At 44.6% G+C, this 24,621-nt stretch carries 17 protein-coding genes; 8 read left to right on the forward strand and 9 right to left on the reverse strand.

Annotated elements, in window-relative coordinates:
• Positions 1 to 326 precede the first annotated feature (326 nt).
• From malE to malG, 3 genes are read left to right on the forward strand one after another with little or no spacing between them, the layout of a single operon-like run.
• A complete protein-coding gene (gene malE, locus EV690_RS07865) occupies positions 327 to 1,520 on the forward strand; it encodes a maltose/maltodextrin ABC transporter substrate-binding protein MalE (protein WP_131912442.1) in 1,194 nt (397 codons plus the stop codon).
• A gap of 45 nt (positions 1,521 to 1,565) precedes the next feature.
• Entirely contained in the window at positions 1,566 to 3,110 is a 1,545-nt protein-coding gene (malF, locus tag EV690_RS07870) for a maltose ABC transporter permease MalF (RefSeq protein ID WP_396022805.1), read from the forward strand.
• A gap of 8 nt (positions 3,111 to 3,118) precedes the next feature.
• Complete coding sequence (malG, locus tag EV690_RS07875; RefSeq protein ID WP_131912443.1) at positions 3,119 to 4,009, forward strand: maltose ABC transporter permease MalG; 891 nt, start codon at positions 3,119 to 3,121, stop codon at positions 4,007 to 4,009.
• 211 nt (positions 4,010 to 4,220) lie between these two features.
• On the opposite strand, the gene malQ is transcribed toward malG, so the two are convergent.
• Entirely contained in the window at positions 4,221 to 6,266 is a 2,046-nt protein-coding gene (gene malQ, locus EV690_RS07880; protein ID WP_131912444.1) for a 4-alpha-glucanotransferase, read from the reverse strand.
• A 4-nt stretch (positions 6,267 to 6,270) separates the two neighbouring features.
• Entirely contained in the window at positions 6,271 to 8,679 is a 2,409-nt protein-coding gene (gene glgP / locus EV690_RS07885) for a glycogen/starch/alpha-glucan family phosphorylase (RefSeq protein ID WP_131912445.1), read from the reverse strand.
• Positions 8,680 to 8,969: 290 nt separating this feature from the next.
• On the opposite strand from glgP, the gene malT reads away from it, so the two are divergent.
• From malT to EV690_RS07900, 3 genes are all read left to right on the forward strand, one after another.
• The gene (malT, locus tag EV690_RS07890; RefSeq protein ID WP_131912446.1) at positions 8,970 to 11,687 is read left to right on the forward strand and encodes an HTH-type transcriptional regulator MalT; all 2,718 of its coding nucleotides are present in this window, start codon (positions 8,970 to 8,972) and stop codon (positions 11,685 to 11,687) included.
• 108 nt (positions 11,688 to 11,795) lie between these two features.
• Positions 11,796 to 13,802: an alpha-amylase family protein gene (locus tag EV690_RS07895; RefSeq protein ID WP_224054931.1), complete on the forward strand. Its 2,007-nt coding sequence runs from the start codon at positions 11,796 to 11,798 to the stop codon at positions 13,800 to 13,802.
• Between the two features lie 248 nt (positions 13,803 to 14,050).
• Positions 14,051 to 15,244 carry a sugar transporter gene (locus tag EV690_RS07900; RefSeq protein WP_131912447.1) on the forward strand — a complete coding sequence of 398 codons (1,194 nt, stop codon included), beginning with the start codon at positions 14,051 to 14,053 and terminating at the stop codon, positions 15,242 to 15,244.
• 216 nt (positions 15,245 to 15,460) lie between these two features.
• On the opposite strand, the gene EV690_RS07905 is transcribed toward EV690_RS07900, so the two are convergent.
• Positions 15,461 to 16,039, reverse strand: coding sequence for a TetR/AcrR family transcriptional regulator (locus EV690_RS07905; RefSeq protein WP_131912448.1), 579 nt, complete (start codon positions 16,037 to 16,039; stop codon positions 15,461 to 15,463).
• 151 nt (positions 16,040 to 16,190) lie between these two features.
• Here EV690_RS07905 and EV690_RS07910 point away from each other — a divergent pair, with 151 nt between their 5' ends.
• A complete protein-coding gene (locus tag EV690_RS07910; protein ID WP_131912449.1) occupies positions 16,191 to 17,108 on the forward strand; it encodes a DMT family transporter in 918 nt (305 codons plus the stop codon).
• A gap of 26 nt (positions 17,109 to 17,134) precedes the next feature.
• On the opposite strand, the gene EV690_RS07915 is transcribed toward EV690_RS07910, so the two are convergent.
• The 6 genes from EV690_RS07915 to EV690_RS07940 form a co-directional block, all read right to left on the reverse strand.
• Positions 17,135 to 18,700: an ABC transporter substrate-binding protein gene (locus EV690_RS07915; RefSeq protein WP_131912450.1), complete on the reverse strand. Its 1,566-nt coding sequence runs from the start codon at positions 18,698 to 18,700 to the stop codon at positions 17,135 to 17,137.
• 70 nt (positions 18,701 to 18,770) lie between these two features.
• On the reverse strand, positions 18,771 to 19,463 hold the full coding sequence (locus EV690_RS07920; protein ID WP_131912451.1) for an ABC transporter ATP-binding protein: 693 nt from the start codon (positions 19,461 to 19,463) through the stop codon (positions 18,771 to 18,773).
• Positions 19,450 to 20,292: an ABC transporter ATP-binding protein gene (locus EV690_RS07925; RefSeq protein ID WP_207907515.1), complete on the reverse strand. Its 843-nt coding sequence runs from the start codon at positions 20,290 to 20,292 to the stop codon at positions 19,450 to 19,452. Before EV690_RS07925 ends, EV690_RS07920 begins: the two co-directional genes overlap by 14 nt.
• Positions 20,285 to 21,130: an ABC transporter permease gene (locus tag EV690_RS07930; RefSeq protein WP_131912453.1), complete on the reverse strand. Its 846-nt coding sequence runs from the start codon at positions 21,128 to 21,130 to the stop codon at positions 20,285 to 20,287. Before EV690_RS07930 ends, EV690_RS07925 begins: the two co-directional genes overlap by 8 nt.
• Positions 21,127 to 22,182: an ABC transporter permease gene (locus tag EV690_RS07935; RefSeq protein WP_131912454.1), complete on the reverse strand. Its 1,056-nt coding sequence runs from the start codon at positions 22,180 to 22,182 to the stop codon at positions 21,127 to 21,129. Before EV690_RS07935 ends, EV690_RS07930 begins: the two co-directional genes overlap by 4 nt.
• On the reverse strand, positions 22,182 to 23,750 hold the full coding sequence (locus EV690_RS07940) for an ABC transporter substrate-binding protein (protein ID WP_131912455.1): 1,569 nt from the start codon (positions 23,748 to 23,750) through the stop codon (positions 22,182 to 22,184). Before EV690_RS07940 ends, EV690_RS07935 begins: the two co-directional genes overlap by 1 nt.
• Before the next feature lie 361 nt (positions 23,751 to 24,111).
• Between EV690_RS07940 and EV690_RS07945 the strand changes: the two genes are divergently transcribed.
• Positions 24,112 to 24,618, forward strand: coding sequence for a putative pterin-binding protein (locus EV690_RS07945; RefSeq protein ID WP_131912456.1), 507 nt, complete (start codon positions 24,112 to 24,114; stop codon positions 24,616 to 24,618).
• Positions 24,619 to 24,621: the final 3 nt, after the last annotated feature.

Genomic DNA, 24,621 nt, shown 5'->3' on the forward strand with positions numbered 1-24,621 from the left:
AATTTTTAGTGGGTGAAATCATCCATTGCCTTGATTATGAAAGGGGGAGAAGTATGGATGAGCTCTAACTAGGCGACAGGGCGATTCGCATTATAACACATATAATGCCATGCAAAATCTGCGGTTTCTCTCGTCCCTTGAGAGCTAAGTCAATGGGTTTCGCGGAGAGGATCACAGAACCTAGACTATAGGAGTAGCAATAGGGATGATGATAGTTCTAACGATGTGTTCCACAATCAGCTGAGGATATCGGAAGGTTCTCTTTTGTAAGAGAGTTGTAGCCAAGACGATAGCTGTTCGGTAGATACATTAAGAAGGATATAATCATGGTATCGAGCAAAAGAGGTTTTAGAGCCCTAGCATTATCGGCTTTGACGGCTGCCCTTTTTTCTGCAGCAACTTATGCAAATATTAAAGAGGGCCAGTTAGTTATCTGGATCAATGGTGACAAAGGTTATAATGGTCTGGCGAAAGTAGGGAAAACATTTGAAGCTCAAACAGGCATTCCTGTGCGAGTGGAACATCCGGATAAATTACCAGAAAAATTCTCCCAACAGGCTGCCAGTGGTGACGGACCTGATATTGTTTTTTGGGCCCATGATCGGTTTGGCGAATGGGCGAAGTCGGGGTTGCTTGCCAATTTGCATCCATCTCAAGCGTTTCGAAATAAGCTATTTCCATTTACTTGGAAGGCCGTAACTTATTCGGGCCATATCATTGGTTATCCGGTTGCTGTTGAAGCGCTATCCCTTATCTATAACAAAGACATATTACCGAAACCACCAACGAAGTGGGAACAAATTCCAGCGTTAGATACCAAACTGCGCAAAGAAGGCAAATCAGCCATTATGTGGAATTTAAAAGAACCTTATTTTACTTGGCCAATTATTGCTGCCGCGGGTGGTTATGCCTTTAAATATGAGAATGGCCATTATGATGTTAAAGATGTTGGCGTTAATAATAAAGGGGCTCAGGCAGGACTTTCTTTTGTGCAAAAATTGGTGAAAGACGGCCATATTAATGCAGATAGTGACTATTCCATTGCAGAAAGTTCCTTTATCAAAGGGCAAACAGCAATGACGATTAATGGTCCGTGGGCGTGGGCAAACCTTGATAAAAGCCATATTAACTATGGTGTAACAGTTTTACCTTCCTTTGAAGGACATCCCTCTAAACCCTTTGTCGGGATTTTGAGTGCTGGGATCAATGCAGCCAGTCCGAATAAAGAGCTAGCTCAGGAATTTTTGGAAAATTACCTTATCACGGATAAAGGCTTGGCTGAAGTGAATGCCGATAAGCCTCTTGGTGCCGTCGCGTTGAAGAGCTATCAAGCGAAATTAGCTAAAGATCCGAGAATAGAAGCGACCATGAAAAATGCTAAAAATGGTGAAATAATGCCGAATATTCCACAAATGAGTGCTTTCTGGTATGCCGAAAGAAGTGCCATCAATAATGTTGTAAGTGGTCGTCAGAGTGTTAAAGAAGCTTTGAATTCCGCTGAGAAACGAATTGTGCATTAAGTTTGCAAGCCCGGTGTTTAGCCGGGCTTAGATTTGAGGTGACAAATGAATCATTCCGTGATGCGCAACTGCTTATCTTCTCGGACCTTAAAATGGGGATTGCTCGTATTTTTGGCCTGTATCACAGGTTATCTCGCAATTTTGATGTATTTGCATGAGGAATATCTCTTTGCCGCTCTGGCTATATTAATTGTTGGTACAGGGTTGTTTATTTTTGCGAATTCGAAAACTTATGCTTGGCGATATGTTTATCCTGGGCTAGCTGGTATGGGGCTATTTATATTATTTCCGTTGTTTTATACCATTTCGATAGGTTTTACGAATTATAGCAGTGATCACCAGCTGACCCTTGAGCGGGCTGAAAATGTGTTACTTGATCGTCAAGTGGTCGAAACGAAACGCTATCCTTTTCATTTATATTCTGCTGATAAAAAATGGTTTATTGTCTTAGGGCCCGTTGACTCCCAATATTGGCGATCCCCACCGTTCCAATTCGGCAAATCTCGTTTAACATTGAAGATGCAAACGAGCTCTAAATTACCAGCAGCAAAAGCTGCCAATTTAAGAACCATTATTAAATATCGTTCTCAACTGAATCAATTACGTTTGCATATTGGTGATAAATCGCTAGCGATGAATTCACTCAGAGCGTTTGCCGCCATGATACCTCTTTATAAAACAGGGGATAACCAAGAGCTGATTAATCAACAAACTGGGGTTCATTACCGGCCAAATATGAAGGTCGGCAATTATCAGCAAGTGCTCGCGAATGGTGAATGGGGAAAAGATGTTCTGACCCCTGGGTTTACGGTTAATGTGGGGTGGTATAATTTTGTTCGGATTGTCATGGATCCTGGGATCCGCGCTCCTTTTATTGGCATATTTTTCTGGACCATTATCTTTGCATTTTTAACGGTTGTTTTTACGGTGGCAATAGGGATGGTGTTAGCCTGTTTGGTCCAGTGGGAAGCTTTGCGCGGAAGGGCTATCTATCGTGTCTTTATTATTCTTCCGTATGCGGTGCCTGCCTTTATTTCTATTTTGATTTTTAAAGGACTATTTAATCAAAGTTTTGGGGAAATTAATTTATTACTTGGGCAACTGTTTGGCATTCAGCCAGAATGGTTTAATAACCCACTGCTGGCCAAGATTATGGTTTTGATTGTCAATACTTGGCTAGGTTATCCCTATATGATGATCCTGTGTATGGGATTACTTAAAGCAATCCCCGATGATCTCTATGAGGCTTCAGCGATGGATGGGGCCAATGTCATACAGAACTTTTTCCGCATCACCTTTCCAATGCTAATAAAACCATTAATGCCATTGATGATTGCTAGTTTTGCCTTCAACTTTAATAACTTTGTTCTGATCCAACTATTAACAAATGGTGGCCCTGATCGGCTCGGAACAACAACGCCAGCTGGTTATACCGATTTGTTGGTGAGTTATACCTATCGTATCGCTTTTGAAGGGAGTGGCGGGCAAGATTTTGGCCTCGCGGCAGCTATCTCAACCGTTATCTTTCTATTGGTCGGGGCTTTGGCGGTCATTAACTTGAAAGCATCCCATATTCAGTTTGATCAGTGAGGCTTATTATGGCAAGAGTACAGGCAAAATCACAAAAAATGCGGTTGTTCATGACTCATTTGATCATGATCTGTTTTATCGCGTTGATTATGTTTCCACTATTAATGGTGATCGCTATTTCGCTGCGGGCGGGTAACTTTTCGACGGGGAGTTTGATTCCTAAGCAGATCTCTTGGGAACATTGGGAGTTAGCCTTAGGAATGACCGTACACCACGCGGATGGCAGTGTGACACTGCCACCGTTCCCAGTGCTGTTATGGTTATGGAACTCGATCAAGGTTGCGACGTTAACCTCATTAGGAATTGTCGCTTTATCGACCACCAGTGCCTATGCGTTTGCTCGGATGCGTTTCTCCGGGCGGGAGACGTTGCTAAAAGGCATGTTGATTTTTCAAATGTTTCCATCGGTATTGTCGTTGGTGGCGTTATATGCATTGTTTAACCGTTTAGGCAATTACATTCCATGGATGGGACTAAATACGCATGGTGGCGTTATTTTTGCCTATTTGGGCGGGATTGCGCTGCATGTCTGGACGATTAAAGGCTATTTTGAAACCATTGACGGCTCGTTAGAAGAAGCTGCAGCCATTGATGGTGCGACACCTTGGCAAGCTTTCTACTTGGTTTTATTACCGCTTTCTGTACCTATTATTGCAGTCGTATTTATTTTATCTTTTATCGCGGCTATTACCGAAGTTCCTGTGGCCTCTTTACTATTACAGGATGTGCATAGTTACACCCTCGCGGTGGGGATGCAGCAGTATCTTTATCCTCAGAACTATTTGTGGGGAGATTTTGCGGCATCTGCGGTGTTATCTGCGGTGCCGATTACGGTTGTTTTCCTGCTTGCTCAGCGATGGTTAGTTAATGGCTTAACTGCCGGGGGAGTGAAAGGATAGACGAATCACTCATCCCTTCATCAATCAGAAATCCCTTCATCAATTAGAAGGGATTTTTTGGTTTGTTATATTCAATAAAGGCGTTTTGGTGGTGTATCGGAGTAATACCAAAGCGATGTCTGAGTGGTTAAAAGGCGCAAATATCCTGCGAAGAGATTGCCTGAATCTTCACAGGATGAAAGCACGATAGGTTAATCGTTGTTATGGCACTTCATTCATCATTTGGTTGTGGATGTGAGCGGATGCCTTCTAAAAGTGCTAGAAGTTCAAGGACGTCCGTATGACTAAATATCTCATCGATGTTCAATGTTAGTTTCCGCCGCCAGTTTGGATAAGCTGTTTCCGTTCCCGGAATATTAACTGGTTGCGTCATGCCTAACCAATCTTCAGGCTGTAAGCCGAGCAGCGCACTTTGCGTTTTCGCTAAGAAAGCATGGACAAAATGATTGAGTTGGGATTCAGGCAACCGTGTGAGGTTAAACGTCTGCTTTATCGTTGTGATTAATTTCTGACAATCTAATGTTCGCTCATCATGAAGTTCGCTCAGAACTGTTGCGTCGGGATAGAGTCCCAGTTGCTTGCCAAGTTTTAGATCTAAATGCGCGAAAAACCCTTTTAGCGTTGGTAAATCGTGGGTCGATATAGTGGCAATCGATTGGTTTGGATAGTGCTCGGGCTGCATGAAATTGTGTTCTCGATCTTTTTCAAAATAGAGCACTTTATATGAGAATATACCTGCTGTTTTTAATTTCGTTACAATTGCTTGGGGGACGGTTCCTAGATCTTCACCAATGATCATACAACGATGTCGCTGACTTTCTAACGCGAGGATCGCTAACATTGTATCGATCGGATAGTGCACATAGGTACCGTGTCTGGCATCTTCACCTTTGGGTAACCACCATAAGCGTAGTAACCCCATGACATGGTCGAGGCGAAGTGCGCCACAACCTTTCATATTGGCTCGGATCATTTCGATGAAAGGCTGAAAATGAAATTGTTTTAACTTCTGAGGGTCAAGCGGCGGCAATTTCCAGTTTTGCCCAAGCGGTCCGAGAATATCCGGTGGCGCGCCTATTTCTGCATCCATGCAGTAATAGTGTCGTTCAGACCATGTTTGGGCGCCATGTCCAGTCACACCAACCGCGACATCTCGGTATAATCCGATGGGCATCTGGCAACGAATAGCTCTTTTTGCGCATTCTGCAAATTGAGTTGCGGCAAGCCACTGTAACCAACAATAAAATTGGATCAATCTAGGGTGACGGTGTTGAAAGGCCACGACCTCTGGGGCTTCGGGGGAGTGATACGCGCTTGACCATTGTGACCAACCTTGAGCATTAGGGAATCTGTTGCGCAGGAAGCGATGTAAGGCGTCGAAAGTGCCTTGTCGATAAAGGCTGGTTCCGCCTTTATTAAGAAACTCAGCAAATTTTAGGCGCTCTGCTTTAAAATCAGGATGTCGCCTAAATTCACGAAAAGCGAGGTGCAAACCAATGAGTTTGAATTTCGTCACCTGCGAATAATCGACCCAATTCATGTTTCGCAGTGACTCAAGTTGTTGCTGTATTTTATGCTGATGGAACCATTTTTGGGCCCACTTGCTGGTTTGAAATGCTAATACTTTGGGGACGGCAATATAGATAATATTGAGCCATTCTCTTGATGAAGGGCTATACGGGCTCGCTTGTTCCGGTGCTGCAGGGTAGAGGGCATGAATAGGGTTTAATCCAACAAAGGAAGCCCCTTGCTGAGCACAGCGAGTGATCCACTCTTTTAAATCATCAAAGTCACCTATTCCCCAGTTAGTTTGTGAGCGCAGCGTATAGAGTTGGATACAGCTTCCCCAAACTGCCGAGTGTTGAAGTTGTGGGGGAATAAAACAGCGCTGCGGAGCGCAGATAATCATCATTGAGTAGCGTTGAATGCCATTCTCAAGTCGCAGTTGATGATAACCGAACGGGGTATTGGCTGGGAGTCGCCAGCTTTTTTGCCCGCTTTGCCAAAGCCCTTCTAATGGTTCTCCTGTTTCGGGGATAAATTTCCAGGAAGTTGGCATAAATCCTGTGGTTGGTGTTATTAAATCGTGACTGGGATAAAGAACAACGGTATCAGTGAGGCCAGACGAGCTGGGCGAAGCCATTAATGTTGTAATATGTTTTACGATGTGAGGCGCGATGGTGATCTCTTCTCCTCGCGCATCGATATAATGAGATGCAATAGGGGAATTCGTTTCCCCCGATTCTAGTGCGACCATCAAATTACCCCTTTATCCGCTGAGCGTCAGATAACCAGATCCGTTGTTGGTAATCTCTGATGGCACGATCTGAGCTAAAAATGCCGCAGCGAGCGGTATTGATTGCGGCGGAACGGAACCAAGTTGTCGGATGTTGATAGCGAACGTCGATTTTATTTTGGATGTCGAGATAACTGGCAAAATCGGCAAGCACTAAGTAAGGGTCCCCAGCGGTGGTGAGACTTTCCACTAAGGGCTTAAAGGCTTGTTTATTGCCCTGAGCAAATGTCCCATCTTTGAGCAGGGTTAGAATATCTTGCAGTTGAGGATTATTAGCGAGGATCTGCTCAGGATGATATTCGTTTTGCCAGAGTTGTCGAGCCGACTCGACCGTTTGGCCAAAGATGAAAATATGCTCTGCTCCGACGTGGTCTAATATTTCGATATTAGCGCCATCTTGGGTGCCGACCGTTAAAGCGCCATTAAGTGCTAACTTCATATTGCCAGTTCCAGAAGCCTCTTTGCCTACCGTTGAGATCTGCTCAGAAAGGTCGGCTGCCGGAATGATTTTCTCGGCCAGAGAAACCCGATAATCAGGCATAAAGACGATTTGCAGTTGTTGGTTCACCGCTGGATCATGGTTAATGACCGCCGCAACTTGGTTGATGGCATAAATAATATTTTTAGCTAAGTCATAGCCAGGAGCCGCTTTGGCCGCGAAGAGGAAAACCCGAGGAGGTAAATTGGGATCCGGATGGGTTTTGAGCTGTTGGTAAAGAGCTAATATATGGAGTAATTTTAAATGTTGACGCTTATATTCATGAAGGCGTTTAATTTGTACATCCAGCATCGCCTCTGGGTTGATCTCTATCCCGGTTGTTTGGGCAATCAGAGCGGCTAGGTTGTTCTTATTGCTCTGTTTGACATCTTGATAGTCTTGGAGAAATGAGGCGTTATCAAGATGGTTTTCTAAGGATTGTAAATAAGACAGATCGTGTTGCCATTGTTCGCCAATGGTGTCATTGAGCAGTTCAGCCAGCTTTGGATTACACATCAATAACCAGCGTCGGGGCGTAATCCCATTGGTGACATTGGTAAATTTGGTGGGCCATAATTTGGCATATTCTGGGAATAATTCTTCGGTGACAAGACGTGAATGCAGCTTGGCGACCCCATTGACGGCATAACTGCCGATCACGGAAAGATTCGCCATTCGAATCTTTCCGTGACCTTTGATTAATAGTGCGTTGCTGGTTTTGTAATGTTGTTTATCGGGGTGATTTTTAAGAGTGGCAGAAAACCAAGCATCAATTTGCTCAATCAATTGATAATGACGAGGTAGCAACCGTTTGAAAAGGTGTAAATCCCAGCATTCGAGTGCTTCAGGCATTAAAGTGTGGTTTGTATAGGCAAATAATTGTTGGGTGAGTTGCCAGGCATCCGCCCATTCCCATTGGTACAGGTCTACGAGTTGACGGAGTAATTCAACAATCGCAATGGCAGGGTGGGTATCATTCAGTTGAATGACTTCGTATTTTGGAAGCTCTGCTAGCGGTCTGCCTGCTTGACGGTGGTGATAAATAATATCAGTGATTGCACAGGTGCATTGAAAGTATTGCTGCATCAAACGGAGTCGTTTTCCGGCAGCATGGTTATCATTGGGATAGAGAACTTTGGTGATTTTTTCAGCTTCGATTGCATTGCTTTCGGCGTTGGCATAATGTCCTAAATTAAAAGCTTTAAGATTAAATGGATGGGGGTGACTGGCGTGCCATAAGCGCAGTGGTTGTTGGTGATGATTGCGGTAGCCGATAATCGCAATGTCGTGAGCTTTCCCAATCACCTGAAAGTCAGGAATCCATTGAAGGATGCCGTTCTTCGAATGAACCTGGCCCCCAAAACCAACTTCTACTGCAGGAATAGGGCTTTGACAAAACCATGGATAATGATCCCTGTCCCAGTCATCGGCCGATTCAGTTTGTTGACCTTGAGTAAATGATTGTCGGAATAATCCATATTGATAGTTCAGCCCATAGCCTGTTGCGGGTTGTTCGATGCTTGCCATCGAATCCAAAAAGCAAGCTGCAAGACGGCCTAATCCACCATTTCCCAACGCCGGATCATGCTCACATTCTAAAAGATCGACGAGTTGTACATCATATTCTTGGAGTTTGTTCCGAATAGATTCGGTCCATCCTAGATTCTGGAGGTTATTCAGTGTGAGTCGACCAAGTAGAAATTCCATGGAAAGATAATTGACGTGGCGAGATGCAAAAGCCTTTTTTGGGGACGTTTTAGGCAGTTGATCCTGAATCGCAAGACATACGGCTTGCCAGAGTGGCTGCTGTGATGTTGTTGGGTTGTGATATCCCAAATGGTTTAAATAGTTTACTAATGAGTTTCGAAATTTTTCACTGTTAAAAGGCTGTCCCATAGCTAAGGTTCCCATTAGGTTGATTTTAGTTGTCAGGCTTTCTAGACATGGTTGATATACATATAGATATGCTGGAGTTTTTGGGCGAACGGGACATCATCCGCGATATAGAAAATTAACGGAGGATAGAAAAGGCGTAGGAATAAGTGTGAAACACGCCGCTAAATAGCGATAAATTTGTGCAAAAAATAGCATGAATTGTTACAAACGATCATGCTTTCGAACCGTTGTCTAACTATCGGCATAGAATTAAATGATTCCGGAAGTTCATAAGGGAAGATGAAATCAATATGTTATTACCTGGCAAACTGAGTCGTCCAAGGCAGTTAAAAAATGTGGTTACAAGAGCGCGAGTTTTAAAAATGCTCGCGGGGGCTGAACATTATCGACTCGTGTTATTGACTAGCCCAGCAGGTTACGGCAAAACAACGATGATGACTCAATGGGCTGAACAGGTCGAATGCGTTGGCTGGCTGTCACTTGATGAGCAAGATAATTCGATTGAGCAATTTGCAGCCTACTTGGTGGAATCGGTGCAACTGGCTACGGATCATTTTTGTCAGCGAAGTTCGGTGATGGCTAATAAAAGACAATATGCTAGTTTGACGGCGCTGATTAGTCAGTTACTGGTGGAACTTTCTCAATGGCCCGAGCATTTATACTTGGTGCTGGATGATTATCATCAAATTTTAAATTCAGATATTCACAAGGCTATGCGTTTTTTCATTCAGAATTTATCTGAAAACATAACCTTAGTATTGTTATCTCGCACAATTCCAACACTGGGTATTGCGAAGCTGCGTATTACCGAGCAATTACTTGAAATTGGGAGTCAGCAGTTAGCATTTGATCATGAAGAGACACACCAATTTTTTTCCTGTCGTTTGCCCGTTGCCATCACCAAAGAGCGCAGTGATCAGTTGTGCGATGATGTTGCCGGTTGGGTGACCGCCTTACAGCTTTTAGTCATTTCCTCAGGAGGCCAGAAGCAGGAAAGATTGCAGCTCAATAGTCAGGGACTCATCGGGATCAATGCAGCTCATCTGCAAGATTATTTATTAGATGAAGTCATTAATCGAACCGATCCTAAAACCCGTGATTTTTTGCTGCGTTGTGGACTGCTTCGTTCAATGTCCCCCGAACTAATTGAAGCGGTAACCGGAGAACCTCATTCTCAGCAACGCCTTGAGGAGATTGAACAGCAAGGTCTATTTGTCCAGCGTTTAGATGATTCAGGTCAATGGTTTTGTTTTCATCCGCTTTTCGCGAGTTTTCTGCGTCGACGGTGTCAGCTAGAGAGGGCTGATCAGTTAGCGAAGCTCCATCGTGATGCAGCCAATGGATGGCTGAGTTTAGGTTATCCAAATGAAGCGATTGCTCATGTTCTAGAAAGTGGTGATACCCAATTACTGATGTCAATTTTAAATGAGTATGGGTGGGCGCTCTTCAACCGCAGTGAATTAATGTTACTGGACCAGTGTTTTAAGCATTTTCAAACTGCCGAACTTGTTAACTATCCTCATCTGTTGTTACTCAGAGCTTGGCTCGCTCAGAGTCAACATCGCATCGATGAAGCCGCAACTTTATTAACACAGGCCCAGAGTGCACTTGAGACAAATCACGTGGAAATCAATAGTGAACTGCACGCTGAGTTTTGTGTGTTGAGGGCGCAAGTGGCGATTAATAATGGTGATTTAGCAAAAGCTGAAGAATATGCCCGTTACTCTCAAGAGCATTTATCGGCGTCCAACTATTATGCTCGAATTGTGGCACTTTCCGTGATTGGCGAAGTTTGGCATTGCCGCGCCCAACTCGAGCAAGGATTAAAAGCAATGATACAGTGTGAAGCGATGGCGATGCAGCATCAGGTGTTTCACTACGCGTTATGGTCATTGCTCCAACAGAGTGAAATTTTGATTGCGCAAGGGGCGTTACAAGCGGCTTATGAAGTTCAGGACCGGGCTTTTAATCTGGTTGAATCTGAGCACTTACAACAGCTTCCGATGCATGAGTTTTTATTGCGACTTCGCTCGCAGTTGCTCTGGGCTTGGGGGCGAGTAGATGAAGCTGAACAGGCAGCACGCAAAGGCCTTGAAGTATTAGCGCACTGTTCTGCACATCAACAATTACAATGTTTAGCGATGTTGGCTAAATGTGATTTGGTTCGCGGTAACTTAGATAATGCCAGACAGCATCTGACGCGTTGTGAAAATCTCTTAAGTCATCACTATGAACATATTGATTGGGTTATTAATGCCAATAAGCCTCGGGTGATCTACTGGCAGATGACAAAGGATAAACAGGCAGCATTACAATGGTTGGATTTAACGGTTAAACCAGAGGGAGCCGAAAATCATTTTCTGCAGAGTCAGTGGCGAAATATTGCGCGAGCCCAGATCATTGTCGGGCAGTATGAACAGGCTGAACAAACACTACAATTGCTCAATGAGAATGCTAAACAATTTAATTTAATTAGTGATCTCAATAGAAATTACCTAATTTTAAATAGTCTTTATTGGCATACTCAGCAGCCGTATAAAGCACAACAGGCACTAATTGAGGCCCTTCGCCTCGCGACTCGGACCGGATTCATTAGCCATTTTGTGATTGAAGGCGAAATATTAGCGCAACAACTGCGTCAATTATTGCAATTAGAAGTGCTGAATGAGCTTGAGATGCACCGGGCTCGTTCAATACTGCGACAAATCGCTCAGCATGACAAACATAAGGTCGCTCACTTTGATGAGCAATTTGTGCAACAGTTACTCACGATGCCGGATGTGCCCGAATTGATCAAAGTGAGTCCGTTAACGTCTCGGGAGTGGCAGGTTTTAGGGCTGATCTATTCGGGTTTTAGCAATGAGCAGATCGCCGATGAACTCGATGTCGCAGCGACAACTATTAAGACTCATATCCGCAATTTGTATCAGAAGCTGGGGATCAGCCATCGTCGCGAAGCCATTCATCAAGCCGAAATATTTTTAGCAATGATGGGATATTCTAATTAGCGACTCATCCTTGGCTCTACGCCTGAAAAATAATGACTTAAGGATGGGGTTTTATAAGCTGAAATGGCAATAATGAAATGAGCAAATCTATGCAAGGGAGCGGCGGTGATGTTCTATTTCAAACGTTATTGGCAATTAGTGATTGTCGTGATGAGCCTCATGTGTAGTCAGATAGCGTTAGCCACTGATATTCCCTGTCCTGCTGAGCTAGCCGCCAAAACGAACCAATTACGGATCTATCAGATCATGGTCGAGAGCTTTGTTGATGGTGATCCGAGTATTGGTTATCAAGATGGCTATGGAACGAGTTCGCATGGTGGGGACTTACAAGGGGTGATCGATTCATTAGACTATATTAAGTCATTGGGAATGAACGCAATTTGGTTAACGCCTATTTTCGACTCCAAACCTATTCCTAATCAAACCAGAGCAATGACTCGTCTTGATGCAACCGGGTATTATGCGAGCGATTATTTTAAGATTGATCCCCATTTTGGCACACTGGCTAAAGCAAAAGAGTTAGTTGAGAAGGCTCATAAGAAAGGTCTTTATGTGTTTTTGGATGGTGTTTTTGGGCACCATAAATCCAATATAGTGCCATCTCCCGAAGGCCGATTACCCATAGGACCTGCCGAGCATGTCAGTTATCCGCAAAGCCTCCCGTTTTATGAAGAAGTGATAAGGTATTGGACTCAAACGTTAAAAATTGATGGATGGCGGCTTGATCAGGCTTATCAAGTCCCTCTTTCATCATGGGTTAAGTTGCGTCAGACGGTCCGCGCTGCGAGTCAGTCACAGACCTATATCAATGATAAAGGACAGCAAGTTCACCCATTGGGGTATATGGTTGGCGAAGACTGGTCTCAGAGTCAGCAGCAGATCACTAAACAAGTTTATGGAAATAGACATCAAGTGGGAATGTGTTCGGCGTTTGCTTTCCCGCTTCGCTATCGCTTGGTTGAGGCTTTTGCGGTAGATGAGAATGGTGTCAGCCATAAGGGCGGAAAATGGTTGGCGCAAGGCCTTGCTCTACAACATCTTCTCTACCCGAAATACGCGCAGCCTAATTTAATGATAGGCAATCACGATCTAGTTCGATTTGGTGATCTGCTTCAACGGGGACGCATTGCCGATCCAGACGAGCCTATGTATTGGCAACGGCATCGGGCTGCACTGACATTTTTGGGGTCGTATAGCGGGCCGATTACGCTTTACTATGGTGAAGAGATAGGTTCTGAAGTACCAGATTTTGAAGATAAGGTGCCTTCAAGTATTTGTGCCGACCAGGGGTTGTGTGATGATCATGTGGCCCGGAGTCCAGCCGTTATTTCCGGTGTTAATGGAACGCTTTCGAATCATCAGCAAGCATTGCACAATTTCGTGACAAAGTTGATGCATATCCGTAGCCAGCATCCCGCCTTATATAACGGCAAACGAATCAATATTCGAGCTGATCCTTTCGTTTTTATTGACTATAAATACCAGCATAATGATGTGGTGTTGTATGTGCAGAGTATGGTGACGACGCATCAGGATATTACTTTGAGCCAAAGCGAAATTGCCTCAAAAGGTGCCTTGCAGGATTTGCTCAAACACACACTCATTCGGCCTGATCAAAAAGGGGATTATCATCTGCCACTTGCCGGTTTTCAATCGCGTGTTTTACAGGTCATGCACCCTACTGGCCAACTCCCGGTGGTTGTTCATCAGCTGCATTCGCTGCATTATCAAGGTGTGATGGGACGGTGTGATAATCCGGATATAGCCGCAGACTCGAAAGGAGAACCACTTTACTTAGTGGGGAATTTCCCAGATAGTCAATGGAAATTTAACCAAGCTCGCCAATTTCATAATAAAGGCAAAGGGTTATACCAACTTGTTTTTACTGAAAAAAAAGGAAGTTATCACTTTCAATTTGCAACGCCAGGATGGCATCATCAATATACCCTCAAAGAGCTGAGTTTATCCCCTGGTGTTGCAGGCAAGGTTAAACTGGGGGGTTACGGCCAAGATACGGTCGCTGTGATCCCTAAAGATGGTCGCTATGTCTGGAGCCTGAAGTTTAACCCAAATACTCAAGAAAAAGTGGCAGTTTTGGCTCAATGTCCTGAATAACCGTCACGGGTGAGGATAATGACTGTTTATTCATTATAGGATATCCAAGCAACTGTTGCTTGAGTGTATGAGTAGGGCGTGCTTTTGCTCCTATACGGTTTGGTATATAAAAAATATTTTATAAATCAACTCAATAAATCATTTTAAAAATATTTAATTAAGAGCCTATCGCTATTAGATAGGCTCTTCTATATGATCTTGATCACATTTATAGATATCCTGTAATACTTGAGCTTGGGGCAGAATTAATGAGTCGTTCAGGGGTGGCCGCATGGGTGCCAGTGACGATGCTGGCGATTGCCGCATTTATTTTTAATACTTCAGAATTTGTACCGGTAGGGTTGCTGACTGATATTGGGCATTCCTTTTCCATGTCGGCTGCCGAAGTGGGCATTATGCTAACTATTTATGCATGGTGTGTGGCGGTATTGTCAGTGCCATGTTTGTTGCTAACCGGGCATGTGGAACGGCGTAAATTGTTAATGGGCCTGTTTGCTCTGTTCATCGTAAGCCATATTTTGTCGACATTTGCTTGGAGTTTTCAGGTTCTGATGGTCTCTCGGCTTGGGGTTGCTATTGCGCACTCGGTATTTTGGGCGATTACCCCATCACTGGCGGTGCGGATTGCGCCGAAAGGGGGAGAGACTAAGGCTATCAGTATGGTTGCTCTTGGCGTTTCAATTGCGATGATCCTAGGATTACCGCTAGGGCGGGTGATTGATGAAGCCTTTAATTGGCGGGCATCATTTGCTGCCATTGGCCTTGCGGCGTTGATAGTCGCTTTATTGCTCTATCGCCTATTACCCGTGGTCGAAAGTAAAAATGCCGGATCAGCGGCCAGCATTCCGGTGCTATTCCGGCGTCCAGCACTGGTGAGTGTGTATATTCTAGCGTTGTTGGTCGTCACCGCACATTACAGTGCATATAGCTATATTGAACCGTTTATTGAGCAAGTTGCCCGGTTATCCAGCCAGTTTGCAACCTCTATTTTGTTTGTCTTCGGAATCGCGGGGATCGCTGCAAGTTTTCTGTTTAGTTATCTCAATCAGCGTTTTCCTATGTTATTACTCAATGGTGCTGTCGCTATTTTGGCCATTGTGATGGCAAGCTTATTAGCTTTAAGTGGTTCAGAATTAACCATGAGCCTTTTGGCACTGGTTTGGGGTGGGGCGATTACCTTCTTTTTCTTAAGCCTTCAACTGCGAGTGCTGGCTTTGGCCGAAGATGCAACGGATGTGGGGATGGCGTTTTTTTCCGGGATTGTGAATCTTGGCATTGGTTCTGGAGCATTGCTGGGGAGCCAAGTGAGTTTGCAGTTGGGCATGGCTCATATCGGTGAAGTGGGTGCGTTAGTGGCGGGTGCAGGATTTATAATGTGTGGATTTTGTTGTTGGCGTTATCGGTTCAGCTCATCACTGGCGAACAATCAAAGCAATTGCTAAAACAACGAGACCTGAGATTTATCACGCTCCGTGAAGACAATGTGATCAATCGCTTAAGTTGTTCTTGAGCCGAATGTAAATCCGATATTGAGGCACTCATATCGGATTTTTTGTGACCAAAGGTGGGTTCATCCTTTTACTGTGAGCCGTTTGGGAGCCATATTTTTTTTGCAGATGCCCGTCAAGGGCAGCTTAAAAACTCAAAAGTCATGGCGATTAAAGCGTACCACCCTCACTATAAATAAGTGCTTTGGCTGCCTGAAAGGCGGTTTCGGCAGGCTGATATTCTCGGATTAAGGTGCTCTGGTACTGACTACTGGCAATGGCACCATCAATTAACATTAACACCATGACGCTGACTCGTTCCGCTGGCTCAGGTTTGAGACATAATCGTAAAATTTGCTGAATTTGCTCAGTCAATGCACTTTTAAAGTGGCAGTTATAGTGGGCAATTTGAGGGTATTGCTGGCCATACTCTAAACTTGAACGGGTAAATAGACAGCCGTTGTAGTCGTTGCTGACAAACCATTGAGCATAGTAATGAAACAGCGTGTAGAGTTTCTCTTTGGCGCTATCAACTTGCGCCAATTGTTGGCTTAACTCAGCTAAAAAGCTATTTAAGCGTTGCTCCAGAATGGCTTCTATCAAGCTAATTTTATCGGGAAAGTAGCGATAAAAGGTCATCTTACCAATATTGGCGTAGGCCACGATCTGGTCAATGCTCGGGGCTCGAAATCCTTCGCGATTAAAAAGTTTAGCGCTCTGCTCGATGAGTTGTTTGCGTTTTGAATTCATTACTAATGGATACTATTTAGTATTGTTTGCAAGTCTATCATATTCACTTGATCTAACTCATTTTAAATCTAATTAATCATATTAGTTCGCTAGATATATCTAATAAGAAGCTTATCATGATACAACTTAGTATCGGACACGGAGACGTCTTATGCCTTACCTATGTCTAGCCTTCGCCGCAATGTTCTGGGGAGGTAACTATGTGGTTGGACATTTAATGGTTGCCCATAATAACCCATTTATCTTAACGCAAGCCCGCTGGTTGTTAACCGCTCTATTGCTGTGCGCTTTATATGGGCACTCGATTCAGCGAAATTGGCCGCTAATACGGAAAAACTTCCTAGTTGTCGCTATGTTATCACTCTTTGGCCAGGTTTTGTTTCCGCTGACTTTATACATTGGTCTGCAATATACCTCATCACTGAATGCTGCCATATATATGTCAACGACCCCGGCAATGGTTTTAGTGATTAATGCATTGATTTTTAAAGAGCATATTCACGGCAATAGTATTTGGGGCGTCGTTTTTTCAACGCTTGGAGTGGTTTTCTTACTGACTAAAGGACAACTGAGTGGGCTCTCTGGACTTTCTAGTTTTAACCGTGGGGATTTATGGACCATGGGTTCTGCATTGAGCTGGGCATTTTACTGTGCTTTCTTACGCTTAAAAAATAAACAGATTAATGGCCAGGCTTTTGTGGGTGTTAGTTCGTTGTTGGGGGCGATTATATTAATACCAGTCACAGCGATAGCATTGGCGGTCAATCAGCCACCAAGTATTGCGCCATATTTACAATGGGGTTTTTTATTGGGCTTAGGATATCTGATTATCTTTCCGTCGTGGTTATCGTATGTATTCTGGAACAAAGGAATTGGTGAAATCGGTGCCACTCGGGGTGAGGTATACACCCATATTATCCCGCTTTCGGGAGGGATTTTTAGTATCTGGTTTACCGCTGTGACATTGCATTGGTATCACTTAGTCAGTGCTGCCCTGATTATTTTCGGGATCTGGTTGTGTTCTAAAAAACGTCGCAACAAAACTTCATCAGAACCTGCCGGTATCTGATGAAGTTGAATCTTATTCCATCAGAATTACTTAGTCACATCTTGATAATAAACCATACCGGGCGCAGTGCCCTGAATAAAACCTTTCACATACTCGCGAAGGGCCAGTAATTTACGGGTCTGCAACGCAATGACAAATGGTGAGTTATCACGGACTTCTGTTTGCAGTATTTTATACATTTGGGTGCGTTTGGCTGGGTTCGGTTCGGCCAGAGCCGCCAGAGTCTGTTGATTCAGTTTTGGAATATGCCAGTTTGCTCGCCAAGCCAAGGTCTTGTTCTGACCATCTTCGGGATTATAGGCAAATGCGGAGGCATTGGTATGTGGGTCGAAATAGTCAGGCCCCCAAAAATTAATGGTCGCTTGATAGTTATGCTCTTTCACCTGACTTGCGACCTGAGAGCTAATGGCCTGGTGCAATGTCACCTTAATCCCGGCTTTGGCAAAACTGTCTTGTAAAGCCTGGGCAATATCTGCAAATGGCGGTTGGTTGTTAACCAGTAGGGTGAAGTGGGGGGTTTCTATCCCTGCTGATTGTAAAATCTGTTTGGCTTTGCTGGGGTCGAAGTGATATGGGTTATGAGTAAGAGCCCCTTTAAAGCCAATAGGCAAAAATGACTGATGAACCTGAAATTGATCGCGCATCAGATCATGGGCAATTCCTCGGTAATCAAATGCCCAGCGAGCCGCTTGCCAGAATTTAGGATTGGCTAATGTTGGACTCGCTTTGGTATTAAACATCAGATAATAAACGGTTGCATAGGGCAGAGAGAGTGTTTTCACCCCCGCTTTGTGCGCCAGTGATGCAATTTGATCTGCGCCTAAGTTGCGAGCGATATCGGCATCACCCTGTTCAACCAATAATTGCCGAGTTGAGGCATCAGGGACGTTTTTAATGAGTACCATCGGTGTTTTTGGCGCTCCGCCAGGAGAGGTTGGGTTGGCCTGCAACAGTAATACTTTATGGGGGATGTAGCGTTTGATACTGTAGGCACCACTACCGGCTGAATGCATTTTTAACCAACCACTGGCCAGATCATGATTCTGCGCATGGCTCATGGCTGTTTTTTCATCGATAACTGACGCCACTGGTGCAGATAACACGGCCAACGCGACCTGCGGGCTAATTGCTTTATCCCAACTCACGGTGACCTGATGAGGACCCGTTTGTTTAACGTGGTTATCGACATTGCTGGCATTCCAGCCTAATTGAGCCAAGATGAACGCGGGTGATTGGTTAAGTTTAATCACCCGAGTCAGAGAAAAAATAACATCTTGAGGGCGAACGGGATTGCCACTAGCAAAAGTGGCACCGGGTTTGAGATCAAAGACGATCTGGTGTGATTCGATTTTCCACGATTGGGCTAACCCAGCAATTAATTGAGTGGGTTGTTTGGGGTTGGGTTGAATGAGTCGCTGGTAAGTATTGTAGATACTCTGTATTGATGACAGTTCAAATCCGGTTCCCGGGTCTAAACTGATGATATCATCCAGTGATTGAGCGACGACAATGACCTTGTTCGGTGTTGCCGCTTGTACCGAGATAGCTAGGCTACTGAGGGCTAAGCATAATGCCACAAGTAGTTTGCGCATAAATCTTCCTTGTTAGTTAATAAATCCGCTTATGTTATGAAATAAGCGACTCATCCAGTTTTAGTTAACTTCATTCATCTGCATAGTCGTGCAGTTGGGCAATTCGACCTGCTTGCATAACTGCCGCATGATCACACATATAATCAATAACATCTGGATCGTGGCTGACCAGAATCATACTCAGATGATGGCGACTTTTAAGTTCATTTAATAAATTTAAGATTTCGGCTTGAACGGACATATCCAGTGCTGATGTCGGCTCGTCTAAGAGTAATAATTCGGGTTCGAGGAGTAATGCTCGAACAATTGCTACCCGTTGTCGTTGTCCTCCAGAAAGTTGATGGGGATAACGGTCAATCATCTCGGAGGTTAACCCCACTTGTTTAAAACCTTGGTCGAGACGATCATCAATGTCTTTGATGCCTAGTCGTTTCAACGGTTCGCTTAAGGTTCGGCGCAACCGATGCTTCGGATGCAGTGATGCGTAGGGGTCTTGAAACACCATCTGAACTTGACGGCGCAGTTTGCCGGTAAAGGGTTTTCCCGCTTTTAGCGGTTGTCCCCGCATCTTTATTTGCCCGTCCCAATGGGGGTTGAGCCCTGCCAGTACCCATAATAGCGAGGATTTGCCACATCCGGAGGGACCGACTAGGCCAAAACATTCGCCACTTTCAACGCTAAAACTTACATTATGTACCACGGTGTTACGCTGGTGGCCCATGACATGGGTAACATTGACATGGGTTAGTTCAAGCTGATTCATCGAATTCCTCCAGCTTGGCTCGGTCTAAAACCGGTAGACTCTGACCGCGTTTATCGCGGTTCGGCCGACATGACCATAATGTTTTGGTATATGGATGTTGCGCATTTGGCAGCTCTTGGGCCGGCAAACGGTCGACAATTTTGCCCTGATACATGACTAACACCCGTTCCGAATAATCAGCGACTTGCTCAAGGTCGTGGCTAATCAGCAAAAGCCCCATATTGCGCTGTTCGACTAACTGGTAGATCAGTTCTAACACCTGATCACGTACTGCGTGATCCAGTGCCGATGTTGGTTCATCGGCAATTAATAATTGTGGGTCATTAATTAGGGCAATAGCGAGCATAACCCTTTGTCCCATGCCGCCAGAGAGCTGGTGTGGATACATTTTTTTGAGCTGTTTGGGATTTTTAAGGCCTACCGCATCGAGCATGTTTTCCACCTGTTGCTGACGTTGTCGGCGAGATAATTTCTGATGCAGGATAAGAGGCTCTTCAACCTGACGGCCGATGGTATGGGTGGGGTTGAGGGCATATTTGGGATCTTGCAGCACCATCGTGACATCTTTGCCGCGCAGCTGATTCCATTGACGAACACGAAAGTTCTGAACGTCCCTATTCAGGATCTTGAGCTCTTGTGCATCGACGGTTAAAGCATCCGGCAAAAGACCCATTAAACTGCGAGCCGTTAATGATTTACCTGAGCCTGATTCACCCACTAATGCAACGCGCTCCCGGCCAATCGAAAAATCGATGCCTTTAACCAGCGCTTTATCGCTGTTGGTCAGTGAGATGTTTAGATTTTTGGCCGTCACTAAAGTATCAGTCATTACGAGGATCCATTTTGTCGCGCAGGCCATCCCCTAACAGGTTAAATGCCAGACTTGCCAGCAGAATAGCGAGCCCTGGGACAGCAGCAACCCACCATTGATCGAAAATAACTCGGCTGCCACTGGCAACCATCGACCCCCACTCAGCCGTAGGTGGCTGGATCCCCATTCCTAAAAAGCCAAGACCTGCGGCAGAGAGAATAATGCCACCTAAATTAAGGGCTGCTCGAATAATTGCGCTGGGTAATGTCAACGGTAAAATGTGGCCGATAATCAGTCTTCCTCCGGTGATCCCTTGCATTTTGGCCGCTGCAAGATAGTCACTACGGCGCAGAGCCAGGGTTTCACTGCGAGCTTGACGGGCAAAGGATGGCCAACTGGTAAAGGCCAGCGCTAATGCCCCGTTCATTAATCCAGGTCCCAACACTGAGACCAGTGCCAGCGCAATAACAAGGCTCGGTAGTGACATAACTATATCTGTCAGACGCATCAACACTCGCTCAACCCAGCCGCCAAAATAACCAGCACAGATACCTATGGCTAAACCAAACGGGACAGTGATCAGCACAACCAAAGAGACAAGGATCAACGTCGGACGAGCGCCATACAGGACTCGTGAAAGTAAATCTCGGCCAAAGCGGTCTGTACCCAGCCAATGCTGGGCATCGGGAGCTAACAGGCGCTGACTGATATGTTGTACATTCGGATCAGCTGGCGACAATAGTGGGGCAAACAATGCACAGGCAATTAATAGTATCACCAGCGTTAGGCCCAGATTAAAAGTGTTAAACCAGCTTAGCCATTGCCAGCGGCTGGATAGCGGTATTGATCGATTCATCGTGTTCTCGGGTCGACCCAACGGGTTAGTGTATCAGCAAGCGCATTGAGTAAAATAAAACAGGTTCCAATTAAGAGGGTAGAACCCAATATGGCCGGCGTATCTGAGGCAAAAAGAGCCTGCGTTAAATAGCGCCCCAATCCGGGCCAGGCAAAGACAGTCTCGGTTAGAACAGCCCCTTCTAATAAACTGGTGTAAGACAGCGCCAAAATAGTAATGAGTGTGCCGAGCACATTTGGAAAAACATGTTTGCATAGGATACGAAGATCGCTCGCGCCTTTGGCTTTGGCTAATATGACGTATTCTTTATTGCGTTCTTCAAGCAGAGAGGCTCTTAACAATCGTGTGATCGAAGCCATTGATAACAACGCTAATACGGCGGTAGGTAACCATAAATGGGCAATCGCATTTTTTATAATAGCCGGATCGCCACTGCGAATTGCGTCAATTAAGATAAAACCGCTATTTTGCTCCATCGTGTAGGTATAGATGTCATCTAAACGTCCAGGACCCGCTGACCAATGCAAGGTTGCATAAAAGAGCAATAACCCGAGTAACCCTAACCAAAAAATAGGGACGGAATAACCTAACAGCGAAATCAGTCGCGCTAGGTGATCGATGATGCTCCCCGGTTTAAATGCCGCCAACATGGCGAGTGTAATCCCAAATAATGCTCCAAAAAACATGGCGCAGGTGGCCAATTCTAGCGTTGCTGGAAAAGCGCTCTTGAGATCATTTAGCACTGGCTGCTGAGTGATTAGCGAGACACCTAAGTCACCATGACTGAGCCGGTCGACATAATGGAAAAACTGCATCGGAAGGCTCTGATCCAGTCCTAATTGGTGACGGGCCTGTTCATAGGTCGCTTGACTGGCATGATCGCCGACCAACTGCAGTGCTGGATCAATAGGTGCTGCACGGGACAAGGCAAACGTAAACACCAAAAGCCCGAGTAAAGTTAAAATCAAGGCAATCAGGCCGCTAATCCATGAGCGGCCTGTGCTTAACCAAGAACGGTGTGGCCCGTTATCGGAACGTATCGTTTGTGTCATTATTTAGTCACGTTCTGATAATAAACCATATCGGGTGTAATCCCTTGGATATAACCCTTGATGGTTGAGCGCATCGCAACCAGTTTTTTGTTCTGAAGACCTAACACAAATGGTGAACTTGCACGAACTTTGCGTTGTAGTTGCTGATAAAGTTTCACCCGTTGGGTTTCATTGGTTGCCGCACGTGCTTGGAGTGTCAGCTTATTTAACTGTGGAATTTCCCAATTGGCACGCCATGCCAGCGTCTTACTGCCATTGCCTGGATTATAGGCAAAGGCTGAGGCATTGGTGTTTGGGTCGAAATAATCGGGACCCCAAGAGGACAGGTCTGCCTCGTAATTGTGTTCTTTAACTTGGGTTGAGACCTGTGAACTTACCCCAGGAATGACTTCAACCTTAATCCCTGCTTTGGCAAAACTGGCTTGGAGTGCTTGAGCAATGTCCAGATAAGGCGGCTGATTGCTGACAACCAATTTAAAGTGTGGGTTTTTAATTCCGGCTTTTTGCAAAATAGCTTTGGCTTTAGCCGGATCGTAATGGTAAGGCTGACCTGTTAAAGCGCCTTTGAAACCTGCTGGCAAAAATGCTTGTTGGGTTTGGAACTGGCCTTTGAGCAGATCTTTGGCAATGCCTTGGTAGTTAAATGCCCAGCGAGCAGCTTCCCAGAATTTGGGGTTGCCCAAGACTGGATTGTTTTTGGCCTTGGTATTAAACATCAGATAATAAATTGATGCGTACGGCAGTGCTTCGGTTCTGATGCCAGATTTATGGCTAAGTGAAGCAAATTGGTCACTGCCTAAGTTGCGAATAATATCGGCATCGCCTTGTTCTAATAACAGGGCGCGAGTTGCTGCATCAGGTACATTTTTCAGCAAAATATATTTCATTTTTGCCTTTGCACCCACTGTATTTGGATTGGCTTGCATGAGCAGAACTTGATGAGGCACATATTTACGAATCATAAAAGCGCCGCTTCCGGCGGAATGAGTATTGAGCCACTGATGGCCAAAATCGCCATTATGTGCATGCGCGAGTACTGTTTTAGCATCGACAATTGATGAGACTGGTGCCGATAAAAGGCTTAATGCTAATGACGGGCCAATATTGACGTCCCAGCTAATTTTAACCTGATGCGGGCCAACCTTCTTGATGTAGTGATCTACATTATTTTTATCCCATCCTAATTGAGTGAGAATAAAAGAAGGTGCCAGATTGAGTTTAACAACTCGTGACAAACTAAAAATAACATCTTCAGGGCGTACTGGATTACCACTGGCAAATTTCGCATCACTGCGCAGTGTAAACGTCAGGCTATGTGGGCTAGCTTGCCAGCTTTTGGCAAGTGTTGGCATCAGTTCAGTGGGTTTTTTCGGATTCGCTTGAACCAGCCGCTGATATAGGTTGGTAAAACTTTGTACAGAAGTCAGTTCAAATCCTTGAGCTGGATCGAGGCTTGTAACGTCATCGAGTGATTGGGCAACCACGAGCGTATTTGTGGGGGTTTTCGCATAAGCACTTCCTAACGCTCCAGCGATGCTTAATAAGCCTACGATAATTAGTTTATTCATCTTTTTATCATCCGTTATGTTTGGCTGCTATTTTAAGAGAGATGCATGGTTATTTAAAATTATTAGTTTTTATCTCTTATAGCTAAATATTATAATTATATGAATATTTATTTTAGTGATAAATAACGTGTCATGTCTATGAAGGCTTAATCTTTACTAACGTTTAATTAGTACTTTAAGTTATACTCATAACGACTTGATTTTTTAATGATGTTTTTATCTTTAACGATTCAAGAGCAATCCATTTTGAATGAACAAAGCAATAAGGAGCCAAAGCAGAATGAGTGCTTTGCGTCTATGCTAGTAAAGATTTTCTAATTCACTCTATTGATATATCAAAAATAATCAGAGGAGAACATAGATGGCCAATCTGATGAGTCGTTGTGCTCAAGTCATGGTTTTTCTGGCTTTGTGCGCTTGGGGCAAAATGGTTTATGCCTCAGAACCGATTATTCTGACCATCTCTGGACACATTCGACCTACGCTCAGCGTACGCAAAGTAAATTTTACACTCAATGATTTGCAAAAATTTCCGCAATACATCTATAAAACGACTAATCGTTGGGTGGATAAGCCACATCAATATAAGGGGCCGCTGCTTGCTGATATATTAAAAAGTGTCCATGCTGAATCACCTCGTTTAACGTTGGTCGCGTTGAACGATTACCGAGTCAATATGGATATGTCGAAGGTGATCAAATATAAACCGATTCTGGCTTGGTCGGATGATGGCAAGACGATGACGGTACGTGATCGCGGACCTTTGTGGTTGATGTTTCCGCTCGATAGTTATCCGAAGGCTCTTAAAAATACAGGAATGAATACTTATATGATTTGGCAGCTTCGAAAAATAATTGTGAATCAATAACGG

It is taken from the genome of Celerinatantimonas diazotrophica (assembly GCF_004339545.1).
In the GTDB taxonomy this organism is placed as follows: Bacteria; Pseudomonadota; Gammaproteobacteria; order Enterobacterales; family Celerinatantimonadaceae; genus Celerinatantimonas; species Celerinatantimonas diazotrophica.

Excerpts from the sequence above, each read along its gene's own strand:
- malE (WP_131912442.1), top strand. The coding sequence starts at position 327 with ATGGTATCGAGCAAAAGAGGTTTTAGAGCCCTAGCATTATCGGCTTTG.
- malF (WP_396022805.1), top strand. The coding sequence starts at position 1,566 with ATGAATCATTCCGTGATGCGCAACTGCTTATCTTCTCGGACCTTAAAA.
- malG (WP_131912443.1), top strand. The coding sequence starts at position 3,119 with ATGGCAAGAGTACAGGCAAAATCACAAAAAATGCGGTTGTTCATGACT.
- malQ (WP_131912444.1), bottom strand. The coding sequence starts at position 6,266 with ATGGTCGCACTAGAATCGGGGGAAACGAATTCCCCTATTGCATCTCAT.
- glgP (WP_131912445.1), bottom strand. The coding sequence starts at position 8,679 with ATGGGACAGCCTTTTAACAGTGAAAAATTTCGAAACTCATTAGTAAAC.
- malT (WP_131912446.1), top strand. The coding sequence starts at position 8,970 with ATGTTATTACCTGGCAAACTGAGTCGTCCAAGGCAGTTAAAAAATGTG.
- EV690_RS07895 (WP_224054931.1), top strand. The coding sequence starts at position 11,796 with ATGTTCTATTTCAAACGTTATTGGCAATTAGTGATTGTCGTGATGAGC.
- EV690_RS07900 (WP_131912447.1), top strand. The coding sequence starts at position 14,051 with ATGAGTCGTTCAGGGGTGGCCGCATGGGTGCCAGTGACGATGCTGGCG.
- EV690_RS07905 (WP_131912448.1), bottom strand. The coding sequence starts at position 16,039 with ATGAATTCAAAACGCAAACAACTCATCGAGCAGAGCGCTAAACTTTTT.
- EV690_RS07910 (WP_131912449.1), top strand. The coding sequence starts at position 16,191 with ATGCCTTACCTATGTCTAGCCTTCGCCGCAATGTTCTGGGGAGGTAAC.
- EV690_RS07915 (WP_131912450.1), bottom strand. The coding sequence starts at position 18,700 with ATGCGCAAACTACTTGTGGCATTATGCTTAGCCCTCAGTAGCCTAGCT.
- EV690_RS07920 (WP_131912451.1), bottom strand. The coding sequence starts at position 19,463 with ATGAATCAGCTTGAACTAACCCATGTCAATGTTACCCATGTCATGGGC.
- EV690_RS07925 (WP_207907515.1), bottom strand. The coding sequence starts at position 20,292 with ATGACTGATACTTTAGTGACGGCCAAAAATCTAAACATCTCACTGACC.
- EV690_RS07930 (WP_131912453.1), bottom strand. The coding sequence starts at position 21,130 with ATGAATCGATCAATACCGCTATCCAGCCGCTGGCAATGGCTAAGCTGG.
- EV690_RS07935 (WP_131912454.1), bottom strand. The coding sequence starts at position 22,182 with ATGACACAAACGATACGTTCCGATAACGGGCCACACCGTTCTTGGTTA.
- EV690_RS07940 (WP_131912455.1), bottom strand. The coding sequence starts at position 23,750 with ATGAATAAACTAATTATCGTAGGCTTATTAAGCATCGCTGGAGCGTTA.
- EV690_RS07945 (WP_131912456.1), top strand. The coding sequence starts at position 24,112 with ATGGCCAATCTGATGAGTCGTTGTGCTCAAGTCATGGTTTTTCTGGCT.